Raw genomic sequence first — 16813 nt, forward strand, 5'->3', positions numbered from 1 at the left:
GCCATGCTAGAAGCGGGCACTTTTCGTACCTGGCACAGCGGTTTGAAATGACCCGGCGCCGGGCGAAACTCACTCCTAATTTCTGAATCGGGCGGGACCATGAGTGTCGACATCGCGCAGCAACCTCGCAGAAAGCGCGCCAACCCCAAGGCGACCATTCCGGCCGCTACGGCCGATGTGTTGAATGGCGGCGCCGAGCTGAGCGCTCCACGCTCGCGCCAGATCCTGGCGGCGTTGTCCGCACTGCGCGACGGCGACTTCACGATCCGCCTGCCCAACAGCTGGGACGGCATYGACGGCCAGATCGCCGCCGCCTTCAACCAGATCACCGCCCAGGAGGCGCGCATCGCCTCCGAGGTGTCGCGGCTCTCCGCCACGGTCGGCAAGGAAGGCCGGCTCAAGCACCGCATGTCGATGCCGGGATCGCTGGGCGGCTGGGCCACCAAGGTCGAATCGATCAACACGCTGATGGACGACCTGGTGCGGCCGACCGCCGAGATCGCGCGCACCATCGGCGCGGTGGCCAAGGGCGACCTGAGCCAGTCCATGGAGCTGGAGGTGGACGGCCGCGAGCTCAAGGGCGAGTTCCTGCGCTCCGCGCGCCTGGTCAACACCATGATCGACCAGCTGTCGGTGTTCACGAGTGAAGTGACTCGCGTGGCGCGCGAGGTGGGCACCGAGGGCAAGCTCGGCGGCCAGGCCCAGGTGAAGGGCGTGTCGGGCGTCTGGAAGGACCTGACCGATTCGGTCAACCAGATGGCCGGCAACCTGACGGCCCAGGTGCGCAACATCGCCGAGGTGACCATCGGCGTGGCCAATGGCGACCTGTCCAAGAAGATCACCGTGGACGTGCGCGGCGAAATCCTTCAGCTCAAGGAAGCCACCAACACCATGGTGGACCAGTTGCGCTCGTTCGCGTCTGAAGTGACCCGCGTGGCCCGCGAGGTGGGCACGGATGGGCGCCTGGGCGGCCAAGCGGTGGTGCCTGGCGTGGCCGGCACCTGGAAGGACCTGACCGACTCGGTCAACGCGATGGCGACCAATCTGACGGCCCAGGTGCGCAACATCGCCAACGTGACGACGGCCGTGGCGCGCGGCGACTTGAGCCGCAAGATCACGGTGGACGTGAAGGGCGAGATCCTGGAGCTGAAGGAAACCATCAACACGATGGTCGACCAGCTCAACGGCTTCTCGTCCGAAGTGACCCGCGTGGCCCGCGAGGTGGGCACCGAGGGCAAGCTCGGCGGCCAGGCCGCGGTGCCCGGCGTGGCCGGCACATGGAAGGACCTGACCGACAACGTCAACTCGATGGCCTCCAACCTGACGAACCAGGTGCGCAACATCGCGGACGTGGCCACGGCCGTGGCCAGCGGCGACTTGTCGAAAAAGATCACCGTGGAGGTGAAGGGAGAGATTCTTGCCCTGAAGAACACCATGAACACGATGGTCGACCAGCTCAACGGTTTTGCCGGCGAGGTCAGCCGCGTGGCGCGTGAGGTGGGCACGGACGGCAAGCTCGGCGGCCAGGCCCAGGTGCCCGGCGTGGCCGGCACGTGGAAGGATCTGACCGACAACGTCAACTTCATGGCCTCCAACCTGACCGGGCAGGTGCGCAACATTGCCGAGGTGACGACGGCCGTGGCCAACGGCGATCTGTCCAAGAAGATCACCGTGGACGTGCGCGGCGAGATCCTGGAGTTGAAGAACACCATCAACACCATGGTCGACCAGCTCGGCGGCTTTGCCTCCGAAGTGACTCGCGTGGCGCGTGAGGTGGGTACCGACGGCAAGCTCGGCGGCCAGGCGCAAGGCCGCGGCGTGGCCGGTATCTGGAAGGACCTGACCGACTCCGTCAACGCGATGGCGACCAACCTGACGGCCCAGGTTCGCAACATCGCCGACGTGACGACGGCCGTGGCCAACGGTGACCTCTCCAAGAAGATCACCGTGGACGTGCGCGGCGAAATCCTGGAGCTGAAGAACACCATCAACACCATGGTCGACCAGCTCAACGGCTTTGCCGGCGAGGTCAGCCGTGTGGCGCGCGAGGTGGGCACGGACGGCAAGCTCGGTGGCCAGGCCCAGGTGCCCGGCGTGGCGGGTACGTGGAAGGACTTGACCGACAACGTCAACTCGATGGCGTCCAACCTGACGGGCCAGGTGCGCAACATCGCCGACGTGGCGACGGCTGTGGCCGGCGGCGACCTGTCCAAGAAGATCACGGTCGACGTGAAGGGCGAGATCCTGGAGCTGAAGAACACGCTCAACACGATGGTGGACCAGCTCAACGGCTTCGCCTCGGAAGTGAGCCGTGTGGCGCGCGAGGTGGGCACGGACGGCAAGCTCGGCGGCCAGGCCCAGGTGCCCGGCGTGGCAGGTACCTGGAAGGACCTGACCGACAACGTCAACTTCATGGCCTCCAACCTGACGGGCCAGGTGCGCAACATCGCCGACGTGGCGACGGCCGTGGCCAGCGGTGACCTCTCCAAGAAGATCACCGTGGAGGTCAAGGGCGAGATCCTGGCGCTGAAGAACACGCTGAACACCATGGTGGACCAGCTCAACGGCTTCGCTTCGGAAGTGAGCCGCGTGGCCCGCGAGGTGGGCACCGACGGCAAGCTCGGCGGCCAGGCGCAGGTGCCCGGCGTGGCCGGCACCTGGAAGGACTTGACCGACAACGTCAACTTCATGGCGTCCAACCTGACCGSCCAGGTGCGCAACATCGCCGAGGTGACGACGGCCGTGGCCAATGGCGACCTGTCAAAGAAGATCACGGTGGACGTGCGCGGCGAGATCCTGGAGCTCAAGGACACCATCAACACCATGGTCGACCAGCTCAACGCCTTCGCCGGTGAAGTGACCCGCGTGGCGCGCGAGGTGGGTACCGAGGGCAAGCTCGGTGGCCAGGCACAGGTGCCCGGCGTGGCCGGCACGTGGAAGGACCTGACCGACAACGTCAACTCGATGGCCTCCAACCTGACGGGCCAGGTGCGCAACATCGCCGACGTGACCATTGCGGTGGCCAACGGTGACCTGTCCAAGAAGATCACGGTGGACGTGCGCGGCGAGATCCTGCAGCTGAAGGAAACCATCAACACCATGGTGGATCAGCTGCGCGCCTTTGCGTCCGAAGTGACGCGTGTGGCGCGCGAAGTGGGTACCGAGGGCAAGCTCGGTGGCCAGGCTGCGGTGCCTGGCGTGGCGGGGGTCTGGAAGGACCTGACCGACAACGTCAACTCGATGGCGTCCAACCTGACGGGCCAGGTGCGCAACATCGCCGRCGTGGCCACCGCCATCGCCCGCGGCGACCTGAACCGCAAGATCACCGTGGACGTGAAAGGCGAGATCCTGCAGTTGAAGGAAACCATGAACACCATGGTCGAACAGCTCGGCGCCTTCGCGTCGGAAGTGAGCCGCGTGGCGCGCGAGGTCGGTACCGAAGGCAAGCTCGGCGGCCAGGCGCAGGTGCCCGGCGTGGCCGGCACGTGGAAGGACTTGACGGACAACGTCAACTCGATGGCGTCCAACCTGACCGGCCAAGTGCGCAACATCGCCGACGTGACCATTGCGGTGGCCAACGGCGACCTGTCCAAGAAGATCACCGTGGACGTGCGCGGCGAGATCTTGCAGCTGAAGGAAACCATCAACACGATGGTGGAACAGCTGCGCTCCTTCGCGTCGGAAGTGACTCGAGTGGCCCGTGAGGTGGGCACCGAAGGGCGTCTGGGCGTGCAGGCCGTCGTGCCCGGCGTGGCCGGCACCTGGAAGGACCTGACCGACTCGGTCAACACCATGGGCGCCAACCTGACCGCTCAGGTGCGTAACATCGCCGAGGTGACGACGGCCGTGGCCCGCGGCGACCTGAACCGCAAGATCACGGTGGACGTCAGCGGCGAAATCCTGGAGCTGAAGAACACCATCAACACCATGGTCGACCAGCTCAACGCCTTTGCCGGCGAGGTCACGCGCGTGGCCCGCGAGGTGGGCACCGAGGGCAAGCTCGGCGGCCAGGCCAAGGTGGCCGGCGTGGGCGGCACCTGGAAGGACCTGACCGACAACGTCAACTTCATGGCTTCCAACCTGACCGAGCAGGTGCGCGGCATCGTCAAGGTCGTGACGGCCGTGGCCAACGGCAACCTGACCCAGCGCCTGACGGTGCAGGCCAAGGGCGAGGTGGCGGCGCTGGCCGACACCATCAACAACATGACCGACACGCTGGCCACCTTCGCCGAGCAGGTGACCAACGTGGCGCGCGAGGTGGGCGTGGACGGGCGCCTGGGTGGCCAGGCGCATGTGCCGGGTGCATCCGGCACCTGGAAGGACCTGACCGGCAACGTCAACCTGCTGGCCGCCAACCTGACGACACAGGTGCGCGCGATTGCCGAGGTGGCCACGGCCGTGACCAAGGGCGACCTGACGCGCGCCATCCAGGTCGAGGCCAAGGGCGAGGTGTCCGAGCTCAAGGACAACATCAACACGATGATTTCCAACCTGCGCGAGACCACCGAGCGCAACCGCGAGCAGGACTGGCTGAAGACCAACCTGGCCAAGTTCACCGGCATGCTGCAGGGCCAGCGCGAGCTGCAGACCGTCAGCCAGATGCTGCTGACCGAGCTGGCACCGCTGGTGCAGGCGCACCAGGGCACCATCTATCACGTGGCCGGCGCCGAGGCCGACAACCGCCAGCAGCTGCGCCTGCTGGCGAGCTACGCCCAATCCGGCACCGTGCGGCTGGCGCCCACCATCGAGATGGGCGAAGGCCTGGTCGGCCAGTGCGCGCTGGAGAAGCGCAGCACTCTGCTGGCCGACATCGCGTCGGACTTCGTTGCCATCTCGTCCAGCCTCGGCTACGCGCCGCGCGTCAGCGTCATCGTGCTGCCGGTGCTGTTCGAGGGCCAGACCAAGGCCGTCATCGAGCTGGCCACGTTGCAGCCCTTCAGCAGCGCTTCGCTGGCCTTCCTGGAACTGCTGACGCAGAGCATCGGCGCGGTGTTCAACACCATCGAGGCGACGATGCGCACCGAGTCCCTGCTGTCGCAGTCGCAGCAGCTGACGGTGGAGCTGCAGTCGCGCCAGAGCGAGCTGCAGGAGACCAATGAGCAGCTCGGCACCAAGGCCCGCCTGCTGGCCGAGCAGAACGAGGAAGTGGAGCGCAAGAACGCCGAGGTCGAGCAGGCCCGCCACGCGCTGGAGGACAAGGCTGCCGAGCTCGCGCTGACGTCCAAGTACAAGTCCGAGTTCCTGGCCAACATGTCGCACGAGCTGCGCACGCCGCTGAACTCCATCCTGATCCTGAGCCAGCAGCTGGCCAGCAACAACGACGGCAACCTTTCAGGCAAGCAGGTCGAGTTCTCGCGCAACATCAACTCGTCCGGCTCCGACCTGCTGCACCTCATCAACGACATCCTGGACCTGTCCAAGATCGAGTCGGGCACCGTCACGGTGGAGATCGAGGACATCTCGTTCGTGTCACTGCGCGACAGCATCGACCGCAATTTCCGCCATGTGGCCGAGGCCAAGAGCCTGYCGCTGCGCCTGACGTTCGCCGACGACCTGCCGCGCAGCATGGAAAGCGATGCCAAGCGGCTGCAGCAGATCCTGAAGAACCTGCTGTCCAACGCGGTGAAGTTCACGGCGCACGGCCATGTGGAGCTGCGTGTCAGTCTGGCCAACGAGGGCTGGAGCACGGAGCATCCGGTGCTGAGCAAGGCCCAGCATGTGCTGGCCTTTGCCGTCGAGGACACCGGCATTGGCGTGGCGCCTGAGAAGCAGCGCCTGATCTTCGAAGCCTTCCAGCAGGCTGACGCCGGCACGTCGCGCAAATACGGCGGCACCGGCCTGGGCCTGGCCATCAGCCGTGAGCTGGCGGCCCTGCTCGGCGGCGAAATTCGCCTGACCAGCGTGCATGGCCATGGCAGCACCTTCACGCTGTTCCTGCCCTTGCACTTCGCCGGCGCGGACAGCGCCAGCATGGCGCCCCTGCCCGCGCACAGCCGCCCGATGGCCCCGGCGCGCAACAACCTGCCGCTGGTGCGCGAAACGCAGGTGCCCGACGACCGCGAGAACATCGAGGAAGGCGACTCGGTCCTGCTCATCATCGAGGACGACCCTCACTTCGCCCGCATCGTGCTGGGCCTGGCGCGGGACCGCGGCTTCAAGGGCCTGGTGGCGCTCAAGGGCAGCCTGGGCCTGGAGCTGGCGCGGCGCTTCAAGCCGACTGCCGTGTCGCTGGACATCTTCCTGCCCGACATGCTGGGCTGGACGGTGCTCAACCAGCTCAAGCTCGACCCGCTGACCCGCCACATCCCGGTGCAGATCTTCAGCGTCGCCGAGGAGGACCGCAACCACGGCCTGGCGCACGGCGCCTTCAGCTATGTGGTGAAGTCATCCACCAGCGAAGAGATGGAGGCTGCGTTGGACCGCATCCGCGACTTCACGGTGCCGCGCACCAAGCGGCTGCTCGTCATCGAGGACAACGACATCGAGCGCCAGGCCATCGTCGAGCTGCTCGGCCATGACGACATCGAGCTGCAGGCCGTCGGCACCGGCGCGGCGGCGTTGCAGATGCTGCGTGAGCAGACCTTCGACTGCATCGTGCTGGATCTGCGCTTGCCCGACGTCAGCGGTTTCGGCCTGCTGGAGCAACTGCATGCCGACCCTTCCCTGGCGGCCGTGCCGGTCGTCGTCTTCACCGGCAAGGATCTGACGAGCGCCGAGCAGAAGCAGCTGCGTGCGCTGGCCAAGAGCGTGGTGCTCAAGGATGTGCAGAGCCCCGAACGCCTGCTCGACGAGACGGCCCTCTTCCTGCACCGCGTCGTCACCGAGCTGCCGCAGGGCAAGCAGGAGATCCTGCACAAGCTGCACGGCGCCGCCGAGATGCTGCATGGCCGACGCGTGCTGGTGGTGGACGACGACGCCCGCAACATCTTTGCGCTGACGACGTTGCTGGAGAATCAGGAGATGCAGGTACTGACCGCCACCAGCGGCCGGGCCGCCGTCGAGATCATCCAGCACACGCCCGATCTCGACCTGGTRCTGATGGACATCATGATGCCGGASATGGATGGCTACGAGACCATGCGCGAGATCCGCTCCCACGCAGAGTTCCGCAACCTGCCCATCCTGGCCCTGACCGCCAAGGCCATGAAGGGTGACCGCGAGAAATGCCTGGAGGCGGGCGCCAGCGACTACATCTCCAAACCCGTCAACACGGCCCAGCTGCTGTCGCTGATGCGCGTGTGGCTGTACCGGTGATGACGATGCCGACAACGATCGACGTCGTGGAGCAGGTGGCGGGCGCTGAAGAGCTGACCAACATCCTGATCGTCGACGACGAACCGGCCAACCTGCTGGTGCTGGAGAGCGTGCTGGCGGACCCGGGCTACCGCATCGTGCGGGCGCTGTCGGCCGACCAGGCCCTGCTCGCGCTGATGGGCCAGGAGTTCGCCGTCATGGTGCTGGACATCCAGCTGCCCGACATGAACGGCATCGAGCTGGCGCAGATGATCAAGGAGCGCAAGCGCAATGCCCACCTGCCCATCATCTTCCTGACTGCCTATTTCGATCAGGACCAGTACCGCCTGCAGGGCTATGGCTCAGGCGCCGTCGACTACCTGCACAAGCCCGTGAACCCGGCGGTGCTGCGTTCCAAGGTGGCCGTCTTTGCCGAACTGGACCGCAAGACCCGCCAGCTGCAGCGCGCCAACCTGGCCCTGCAGGCCGAGGTGGAAGAAAGGCGCCGCGCCGAGGAGCGCTTGCGCGATCTCAACGAGACGCTGGAGCGGCGCGTCACCGAGCGGACCGAGGCCTTCCATGTGGCCGACCGCCGCTTGCGGGCCATGATGAGCAGCATCACCGATGGCCTGCTGCTCATCGAGCATGACGGGCGCATCGGCTACGTCAACGAGCAGGGCGCCCGGCTGCTCGGCCGTGGGGCCGACGAGCTGACCGGGCGGCGCAGTGGCGAGGTCTTTGGCGCCGGCGAGTTCGAGGCCGGCTTCGACAAGGCCCGGTCCAAGGGCGGTCAGGCCGTGTCCTTCGAGGCCATGGCACCGGGCGCCCCGGAGCGCTGGCTGGAATGCCATTGCTATCCCTCGCACGACGGCCTGTCCGTCTACTTCCACGACATCACCGACCGCCGCGAGCTGCAGCTGCGCCGCGATCAGTTGCTGTCCGCCGAGCAGGCCGCGCGCGGCGCCGCCGACCAGGCCGCGCGCGCCAAGGAGGAGTTCGTCGCCGCGATCAGCCACGAACTGCGCACGCCGCTGGCGGCCATCCTCGGCTGGGTCAACGTGCTCACCCACCCGGGCGTGCAGCCCGGTATGCTGCAGCGGGGCATCCAGGCCATCGCGCGCAATGCCCAGGCCCAGGCCGTCCTGGTCGACGACCTGCTGGAGATGAGCCGCATCGTCGCCGGCAAGCAGCTGATGAATGTCGAGCGGGTAGACCTGAACGGCATCGTTGCGGGCGCGGCCGACACGGCCCGCCCGACAGCCCAGTCCCGCCAGCTCGAGATCGTGCTGCAGCTGGCGCCCGAGGCCGCCGAGGTCTTTGGCGACGCGCGCCGGCTCACGCAGATCGTCATGAACCTGATCACCAACGCGATGAAGTTCACCCCCACGGGCGGCAGCATCACGCTGTCGACGAAGCTGAACGGCCCCATCGTCGAGGTCGCGGTCAGCGACACCGGCCAGGGCGTCGACCCTGAATTCCTGCCGCAGCTCTTCGACCGCTTCACCCAGGCCGACGGCACCGCCTCCAGCGTGCATGGCGGCCTGGGGCTGGGCTTGTCCATCGTCAAGAACCTCGTCGAGCTGCACGGCGGCGAGGTGGCAGCCCACAGTGCGGGCCGCGGCCAGGGCTCTGTGTTCAGCCTGCGCCTGCCGCGCGCCGGCCAGTCGAACGTGGCGGGTGTTGAAACCGAGGCGGGCGGTGTCGAGCCCTTGATCTCTGGCGTGCGGGTGCTGCTCGTCGATGACCACCCCGACGTGCTCGAGGCCCATGCCCGCCTGCTGTCCGAGCGCGGCGCTGATGTTGTCACGGCCGAGTCGGCGGAGGCGGCAATAGCCTTGCTGCAGCAGCAGCGCTTCGATGTGCTGCTGAGCGATCTCGGCATGCCCGGCATGGGGGGCTATGACCTGATCCGACATGTGCGCCAGGCCATGGAACTGGGCCCGGACGTGCTGCCCGCAGCGGCCGTCACGGCCTATGTGCGCGCGACCGACCGCGAGGCCGCGCTCGAGGCAGGCTTCCAGCGCTGCGTGCCCAAGGCAGTGTCCCCGCATCTGCTGGCCCGCGCCGTGGCCGAGCTCAGTGCTGCCCGGCCCACGCAGGCGCCGGCCTTGCGGGTGCTGTTCGTGGAGGACAACGCCGATCTGCGTGAACAGATCGCCTATTTGCTGGAGGAGGTGGGGATGCAGCCCGAAAGCTGCGCGACAGCAGAGGAAGCGCTGGCGGCCTATGCGCCCGACAAGTTCGACCTCGTCATGACCGACGTCAGCCTGCCGGGGATGTCAGGCATCGACCTCGCCCGGGCCATCCTGCGCCACGCGCCGGACACGTGGGTGGTGTTCTCGTCGGGCTATGAGATGGGCTCGGACCTGTCGGACTTCGGCCCCCATGTGCGGGCGCTGCTCAAGCCCTTCGACCTGCCCGACCTGCAACTGCTGCAGACCGAGATCCGCGGCGAGATGGCGCGGCGCTGACGGGCGCGGGCTCAGTGCCCGCGGCGCGGGCCGGAGTCGTCCCGGTCGTGGCTCCAGCGGTCGTTGCGCTCGTGGCGACCATGGTCCCAACGGTCGTCGCGACCTTCCCAGCGACGCTCGCGGTAGGACGGGGCATAAACCACCCGCGGGGCCGGCGCGTAGTAGACGTCGCGCTCGACATAGCGGCGCGCCGGCGCATAGCGCACGACGGGTGCCGGCTCGTAGTAGACCGGTGCAGGCTCGTAATAGACCGGAGCGGGTGCAGGTGCGTAGTAGCCGCCGTTCGACACGACGACACCCGCGGCCGGCAGGCTGACGCCGATGGACCAGTGTGTGCCCGCCTGGGCAGAAGCGGCGCCCAGCAGGGCGGCGGTGGCGGCAAAAGCGGCGATGAGGGGACGAAGCATGGCGGAACTCCTACAGGGCCGAACAAGATGCTGGCCGTGCTCGAACAACGCCAGGCCCCGCCCGACGTTGACGCCGTCCTGCGCCGTTGCGTAAGAGGGTGTTTCGGGGTTGACCCTTAGGTATTGCCGCGCGCCAGGCCTGCGTGGCTTGACCGATGCCGCGGAGCGCCTGTTTGCCGAGACTTCCATCACGGTCGCGCCCCGCTTCGAGGAGTGCACCGCAACGGAGACAAACCTCATGAATCTGCGCCGCCACCTTGCGTGGGCGGGCGTTGCGATCCTGGGTGCCGCATCCCTCGCCACCGTGGCCCTGAGCCGCGGCGAGACGATCAGCGCACTGTGGGTCGTGGCTGCCGCCCTGTGCACCTACCTCATCGCCTACCGCTACTACAGCCTGTTCATCGCGAACAAGGTGCTGGAACTGGACTCCAAGCGCCAGACGCCGGCCTGGAAGTACAACGACGGGCTGGACTACGTGCCCACCAACAAGCACGTGCTCTACGGCCACCACTTCGCGGCGATTGCCGGTGCAGGCCCGCTGGTCGGCCCCGTGCTGGCGGCGCAGATGGGCTATCTGCCCGGCCTGCTGTGGATCCTGGCCGGCGTCGTCTTCGCCGGCGCAGTGCAGGACTTCATCGTTCTTTTCATTTCCACGCGCCGTGATGGCCGGTCGCTCGGCGACCTCGTCAAGCAGGAGATGGGCACGGTGCCGGGCCTGATCGCGTTGTTCGGCGCCTTCATGATCATGATCATCATCCTGGCGGTGCTGGCGCTGATCGTCGTCAAGGCCCTGGCGGATTCGCCCTGGGGCCTGTTCACGGTGGCGGCGACGATTCCGGTGGCGCTGTTCATGGGCGTCTACCTGCGCTTCATCCGCCCGGGCCGCATCGGCGAGGTGTCGGTCATCGGCTTCGTGCTGCTGATGGGCGCCATCTTCGGCGGCCAGGCGGTCAGCGAGAGCCCGACGCTCGCGCCCATCTTCACGCTGCAACCGACGACGCTGGTCGGCTTGCTGATCGGCTACGGCTTCGTCGCTGCCTGCATCCCGGTCTGGCTGCTGCTGGCGCCGCGCGACTACCTCAGCACCTTCCTGAAGATCGGCACCATCATCGCGCTGGCCATCGGCATCGTCATCGTCGCGCCGCCGCTGAAGATGCCGGCGCTGACGCAGTTCGCGTCGGGTGGCGGGCCGGTCTGGGCTGGCAGCCTGTTCCCCTTCCTGTTCATCACCATCGCCTGCGGTGCGGTGTCGGGCTTCCATGCGCTGATCTCGTCGGGCACCAGCCCAAAGCTGCTGGAGAACGAGGCCCACGCCCGCTACATCGGCTACGGCGGCATGCTGGCCGAGAGCTTCGTCGCCGTGATGGCGCTGGTCGCGGCCTCCTGCATCGAGCCGGGCGTCTACTTCGCGATGAACAGCCCGGCCGCGGTCGTCGGCAAGGACGCCGCCACGGTCGCGCAGACGTTGTCGACCTGGGGCTTCGTCGTCACGCCCGAGATGCTGACCCAGGCCGCGGCCGATGTCGGCGAGAAGACCATCCTGGCCCGTGCCGGCGGCGCGCCGACGCTGGCCGTGGGCATGGCCGAGATCCTGCACCAGGTGGTGGGCGGCAAGGCGCTGATGGCCTTCTGGTATCACTTCGCCATCCTGTTCGAGGCTCTCTTCATCCTGACCGCCGTGGACGCCGGCACGCGCGCCGGGCGTTTCATGCTGCAGGATCTGCTGGGCAGCTTTGTGCCGTCGCTCAAGCGCACCGAGAGCTGGGTGGCCAATTTCGTCGCCACCGGCCTGTGCGTGGCGGCCTGGGGCTACTTCCTCTACCAGGGTGTCGTCGATCCGCTGGGCGGCATCAACACGCTGTGGCCGCTGTTCGGCATCGCCAACCAGATGCTGGCCGCCGTCGCGCTGCTGCTGGGCACGGTCGTCATCTTCAAGATGAAGAAGGACCGCTACGCCTGGGTCACGGCGGTCCCGGCCGCCTGGCTGCTGGTGTGCACGATGACGGCCGGCTGGCTGAAGATCTTCGCGGCCGACCCCAAGCTCGGCTTCCTGGCTCATGCCGACAAATACGCTGCGGCGATTGCCGAGGGCAAGGTGCTGGCGCCGGCCAAGACGCTGGACGCGATGTCGCGGGTGGTGTTCAACGACAGGCTGGACGCGGCGCTGTGTGCGCTGTTCATGGGCGTCGTCATCAGCGTGCTGATCTACAGCGTCAAGGCCGTGCTGGCTGCGCGCCGCAGTGGTCGGGCGACAGCGCAGGAGACGGCCTTCGTGCTGCTGCCGGCGGGGCAACGTGCTTGAGCTTCGTGAACTGGCCCAGGCGGGCCGGTATCTGACGCAGAGCCTGCGCCTGATGGTGGGCGTGCCGGACTACGGCAGCTATCTCGCCCACCACCAGGCCACGCATCCGGATCGGGCTGCGATGAGCTATGAGGAGTTCTTCAGGGAGAGGCAGGCGGCGAGGTATTCGGCACGGGTTGGTAAATGCTGCTGATTGGTTGGGTTGCTTTTGCCGTTGTCCTTATGACTCGCGTGCAGTGCCGCGGGAATCCGCCCCGCGAGGGCGGGTAACTTTTCTCTGACGCGCCAGAGAAAAGTCACCAAAAGAGGAGCGCTCAATGCAATCCGCACTCGAGTGGGATGAGGCGCTCGCAAGCTCGAAGCAGCGCCGGGCCTACAAGCGAACCGCTGCGCTCTCGCACACGACTTGTGAAGAGCGCCAGCGATCGGACCATCATGCCAGTTGACGCCGGCTGCACGCCGGGCTCATCAGGAAATACCGAACAGCCGCGTCGCCCGAGCGACGCTGCATTGGGCTGTTTTGATGAGCCCGGCGTGCAGCCGCGCGTCGAACGGGGTGCTCGTGCGATGCGTCGGGCTCGTCACAAGTCGTGTGCGAGAGCGCAGCGGYTCGCTTTTTGTCGCAATGCCGGTGGCTGTTTTCGCGCGCCGCTGATGGCGGCGTCGCGCTCGTGTGCGGTTCAGGGCCTCTTCTTTGGTGACTTTCTTCTGGCCCCGCAGAAGAAAGTTACCCGGCCGCCGGGACGGACTCCCGGCAATGCAACGAGCAGACGCGATCTTCGCAAAAGCAAGCACGACTACAACGTCGTGCTCCGCTTCCTTGCCATCGGCGGATTCTTCGCAAAGTACCTCGCGATGCCCGAGGCCAACGCATCCACCAGTTCGTCCTGATAGTCCGGATCGCGCAGCTTCTTCTCTTCCTCCGGGTTGGAGATGAACGCCGTCTCGACCAGGATGCTGGGGATGTCCGGCGCCTTCAGCACCGCGAAACCCGCCTGCTCGACCTTGGCCTTGTGCAGCTTGCCGATCTTGCCGATCTGGCCCAGCACCTCGCCGCCGAGCTTGAGGCTGTCCTTGATCTGCGCCGTGGTGCTCATGTCGAGCAGGGCGCGAAGCACGTTGGCGTCCTTAGTGGCCGCACCGACGTTGACGCCGCCGACCATGTCGGCCGCGTTCTCGCGGTTGGCCATCCAGCGTGCGGCGGCACTCGTCGCGGCACCGTCGCTGAGCACGAACACCGAGGCACCGCGCGCCTGCGGCGTCAAGAAGGCGTCGGCATGGATGGACACGAACAGGTCGGCCTGCACGCGGCGCGCCTTGTGCACGCGGTCCTGCAGCGGCACAAAGAAGTCGGCGTCGCGTGTCATCAGCACGCGGATGTTCGGATTGGTCTGGAGCCGCTTACGCAGCTTGAGGCCGACCGCCAGGACGACATCCTTCTCACGCAGGCCTGAGGGGCCGACGGCGCCGGGGTCTTCGCCGCCGTGGCCGGGGTCCAGCGCAATGATGATGAGGCGGTCGATCTTGGGCTCGACGGCAGGGGCGGGCACTGGTGCGGGTTTGGACGCGGCTTGCGCGGGCGGCGCCAGGGATGCCGAGGCTGCCGGCGCTGGCGGACGCTCGATCTTCTGGATGAGGTCACCGAGGGCGTCGTTGACGGCGCTGGCCGCAGCCTCGGCGCGCTGGGCCGGGGAGGGCGTCGCAGCGGCAGACGGCTTCTTGTCGCGCTCCTGCGCCAAGGCCAGCAGCGGGTCGGCCTCGAACTTGGGGTGGAGGTCGAAGACGAGACGGTTCTTGTAGGCGGCCACCGGCGCCAGCGTGAAGATCTGTGGTGCCGCGGGCTGGCGCAGGTCCAGCACGATGCGCACGACGGTGGGCGTGTTCTGGCCGACGCGCACGCCGGTGATGTAGGGGTCGTCGGCCTTGACCTTGCCGATCAGCTCGCGCAGCCCCGGGCTCAGCTCCAGGCCGTCGATGTCGATGACGAGGCGGTGCGGCGAGTCGACCAGGAAATGCTTGACCGTCAGCGGCCGGTCGGACTCGATGGTGACGCGGGTGTACTCCTGCGCCGGCCAGACGCGCACGGCGACGATGCTGGCCTGGCTGCCCGCCGCCAGCGTGTCGGGCGCCTTCAGCAGCAAAGCGAGCAGCCCCAAGGTTTCGCGGCGCTTCATGCCAGGGCTCCCACGAGGCGCGCGTCGCCAACCGCGCGCACGCTTCGACTGTCGTCGGGCATCAGCTCGATGAAGAGCTGCAGATCAGCCGCGGGCAGCTGGCCGGCCGCCTTCTCGGGCCATTCACAGAGCTTGAGGCCGGGTGCAGCGAAGACGTCGCGAAAGCCAGCGTCTTCCCACTCGCGCGGGTCGCCGAAGCGGTAGAAGTCGAAGTGGCTGGCAGTGTTGCCTCCCGCGGATTCAGGCAGCTCATAGCTTTCCATGACCGCATAGCTCGGGCTCTTGATGCGGCCTTGCACGCCCAGCGCGCGCAGCAACAGGCGCACGAAGGTCGTCTTGCCGGCGCCGAGCGAGCCGTGCAGCTCGATCAGCGCGTTGGGGGAGGGCAGCAGTACCGCCGCGAGGCGTCCGGCGGTGGCCTGGGCCGCGGCCTCGTCGGGCCACAGCAGATCGGTTTCTAAAATCGGTGCCAAATGCAAGAAGTCCCGTCCACTGTCGATGCCGCCGCGCTGTTGATCCGTTTGCGCGGCTGGGCGCATGAGCTGGGATTCTCACAGATCGCCGTGGCCGACGTGGACCTCAGCAGCGCCGAGCCGGGCCTGCAGGCCTGGCTGGACGCCGGCCACCATGGCCGCATGCACTACATGGCCAGCCACGGCATGAAGCGTGCGCGCCCGGCCGAGCTGGTGCCGGGCACGCTGCGCGTCATCACGGCGCGCATGGACTATCTGCCCCAGGCCACCGAGCCGGGCTGGCAGGCCGTCGAATGGGCTGGCTTGGCCCAGCCGGAGCAAGCGCAGATCTCGATCTATGCCCGCGGCCGGGACTATCACAAGGTGCTGCGCCAGCGGCTGCAGAAGCTCGCCGAGAAGCTGGAGGCCGAAGTCGGCCCGCTGGGCTATCGCGTCTTCACCGACTCGGCGCCGGTGCTGGAGGTCGAACTGGCCGCGCGCTCGGGCCTGGGCTGGCGTGGCAAGCACACCTTGACGCTGCACCGCGAGGCCGGCTCGATGTTCTTCCTGGGCGAGCTCTTCATCGATCTGGCCCTGCCGTTGACCGAAGCCGTCAGCGCGCATTGCGGCGAATGCCGGGCCTGCATCGATGTCTGCCCGACTGCCGCGATCACCGCACCCTACCGCATCGACGCCCGGCGTTGCATCTCTTACCTGACCATCGAACACGATGGGCCGATACCCGTCGAACTGCGCCCTTTGCTGGGCAATCGCGTCTATGGCTGCGATGACTGCCAACTGGCCTGCCCATGGAACAAGTTCGCGCAGCCCGCCGTGCTGGCCGACTTCGACGTGCGCCCAGGCATGGCGGGCGAGCCAATTGCCACGCTGCTTGGATGGGGCGAAAGCGAATTCCTGCGCCGCACGGAAGGCTCGGCCATCCGCCGCATCGGTTTCGCCCGCTGGCAGCGCAATCTGGCGGTGGCGGCGGGCAATGCCTTGCGGGTCCGCGACGACTCGACTCTGCGCGGCGCGTTGCAGCAAGCAGGGCACGGCGCCGACGAAGTGGTGACCGAGCACATCGCCTGGGCCTTGTCCGCGCCGGAGTCGCCTGCCGCGTTATCGTCCGGCCCGCTGACCGTTGGAGCCCGTGAATGACTTTGTCCATCCGCCGCCGTGCGGCCGTTCTCGCCCTGGCCGCAGCCGCATCCATGCCCGCCCGCGCTGTCCGCTATGAAAACCAGGACTTTCCCGACACGCTGCAGCTCGGCGGCAGCACCCTGGTGTTGAACGGTACCGGCAAGCGCCAGGTGGCCATCTACCCGCTCTATCTCGCGGCCCTTTACCTGCCACAAAAGGCGGCGGCGCCCGACGCCATCTACGCCGAGGCCGGCCCCAAGCGGCTGGAGATGCGCATCGTCATTCCGCTCGTGAAGGACGTGTCGACGCAGGAATTCGTCAAGGCCATCGGCAAGGGGGTGAATCGCAACTCCACCGAGGCCGAGAAGGCGGCGGTTGCCGAGCGTCTGAAGCAGTTCAACACGGCCATCGCCGACGTAGGCCGCGTGAAGAAGGGCGACCTGTTGCACATCGACTATCTGCCCACCCAGGGTGGCACCGTCCTGTCGGTCAATGGCAAGGTCTGGGGCAAGCCCATCGAGGGCCAGGACTTCTACACGGCCTTCCTGAAGGTCTTCCTTGGCGACAGCAACAGCGATGCCCGGTTGCGTGCCGGCCTGCTGGGTCAGCCGTCCTGAACTAGCATCGCCCCATC

Annotated in this window: 9 protein-coding genes; 6 read left to right on the plus strand and 3 right to left on the minus strand. The window is 67.2% G+C overall.

Features of this window, described 5'->3' with window-relative positions; genetic code table 11:
- Positions 1-99: 99 nt before the first annotated feature.
- Positions 100-7254 (plus strand): HAMP domain-containing protein, encoded by a 7155-nt coding sequence (locus ACXJKJ_RS13675; protein WP_457390487.1) that lies wholly within the window; start codon positions 100-102, stop codon positions 7252-7254.
- A 5-nt stretch (positions 7255-7259) separates the two neighbouring features.
- Positions 7260-9704, plus strand: coding sequence for a response regulator (locus ACXJKJ_RS13680; RefSeq protein ID WP_457390488.1), 2445 nt, complete (start codon positions 7260-7262; stop codon positions 9702-9704).
- Between the two features lie 11 nt (positions 9705-9715).
- Here the strand turns inward: ACXJKJ_RS13680 and ACXJKJ_RS13685 are convergent, their stop codons facing one another.
- The gene (locus ACXJKJ_RS13685) at positions 9716-10111 is read right to left on the minus strand and encodes a hypothetical protein (RefSeq protein ID WP_457353065.1); all 396 of its coding nucleotides are present in this window, start codon (positions 10109-10111) and stop codon (positions 9716-9718) included.
- A gap of 238 nt (positions 10112-10349) precedes the next feature.
- Between ACXJKJ_RS13685 and ACXJKJ_RS13690 the strand changes: the two genes are divergently transcribed.
- Both ACXJKJ_RS13690 and ACXJKJ_RS13695 read left to right on the plus strand, forming a co-directional pair.
- Entirely contained in the window at positions 10350-12413 is a 2064-nt protein-coding gene (locus ACXJKJ_RS13690) for a carbon starvation CstA family protein (RefSeq protein WP_457390489.1), read from the plus strand.
- Positions 12406-12606 (plus strand): YbdD/YjiX family protein, encoded by a 201-nt coding sequence (locus tag ACXJKJ_RS13695; protein ID WP_056201602.1) that lies wholly within the window; start codon positions 12406-12408, stop codon positions 12604-12606. The genes ACXJKJ_RS13690 and ACXJKJ_RS13695 overlap by 8 nt, the downstream gene beginning before the upstream one ends.
- A gap of 604 nt (positions 12607-13210) precedes the next feature.
- Here ACXJKJ_RS13695 and ACXJKJ_RS13700 read toward each other — a convergent pair.
- Positions 13211-14587, minus strand: a complete 1377-nt coding sequence (locus ACXJKJ_RS13700; protein WP_457390490.1) for an N-acetylmuramoyl-L-alanine amidase — start codon at positions 14585-14587, stop codon at positions 13211-13213.
- Complete coding sequence (gene tsaE, locus ACXJKJ_RS13705) at positions 14584-15060, minus strand: tRNA (adenosine(37)-N6)-threonylcarbamoyltransferase complex ATPase subunit type 1 TsaE (RefSeq protein WP_457390491.1); 477 nt, start codon at positions 15058-15060, stop codon at positions 14584-14586. The genes ACXJKJ_RS13700 and tsaE overlap by 4 nt, the downstream gene beginning before the upstream one ends.
- Between tsaE and queG the strand changes: the two genes are divergently transcribed.
- Both queG and ACXJKJ_RS13715 read left to right on the plus strand, forming a co-directional pair.
- Positions 15061-16197 carry a tRNA epoxyqueuosine(34) reductase QueG gene (queG, locus tag ACXJKJ_RS13710; RefSeq protein ID WP_457390492.1) on the plus strand — a complete coding sequence of 379 codons (1137 nt, stop codon included), beginning with the start codon at positions 15061-15063 and terminating at the stop codon, positions 16195-16197.
- On the plus strand, positions 16194-16796 hold the full coding sequence (locus tag ACXJKJ_RS13715; protein ID WP_082532890.1) for a chalcone isomerase family protein: 603 nt from the start codon (positions 16194-16196) through the stop codon (positions 16794-16796). The genes queG and ACXJKJ_RS13715 overlap by 4 nt, the downstream gene beginning before the upstream one ends.
- The last annotated feature ends 17 nt before the right edge of the window (positions 16797-16813 follow it).

Source organism: Roseateles sp. P5_E1, from assembly GCF_054049335.1.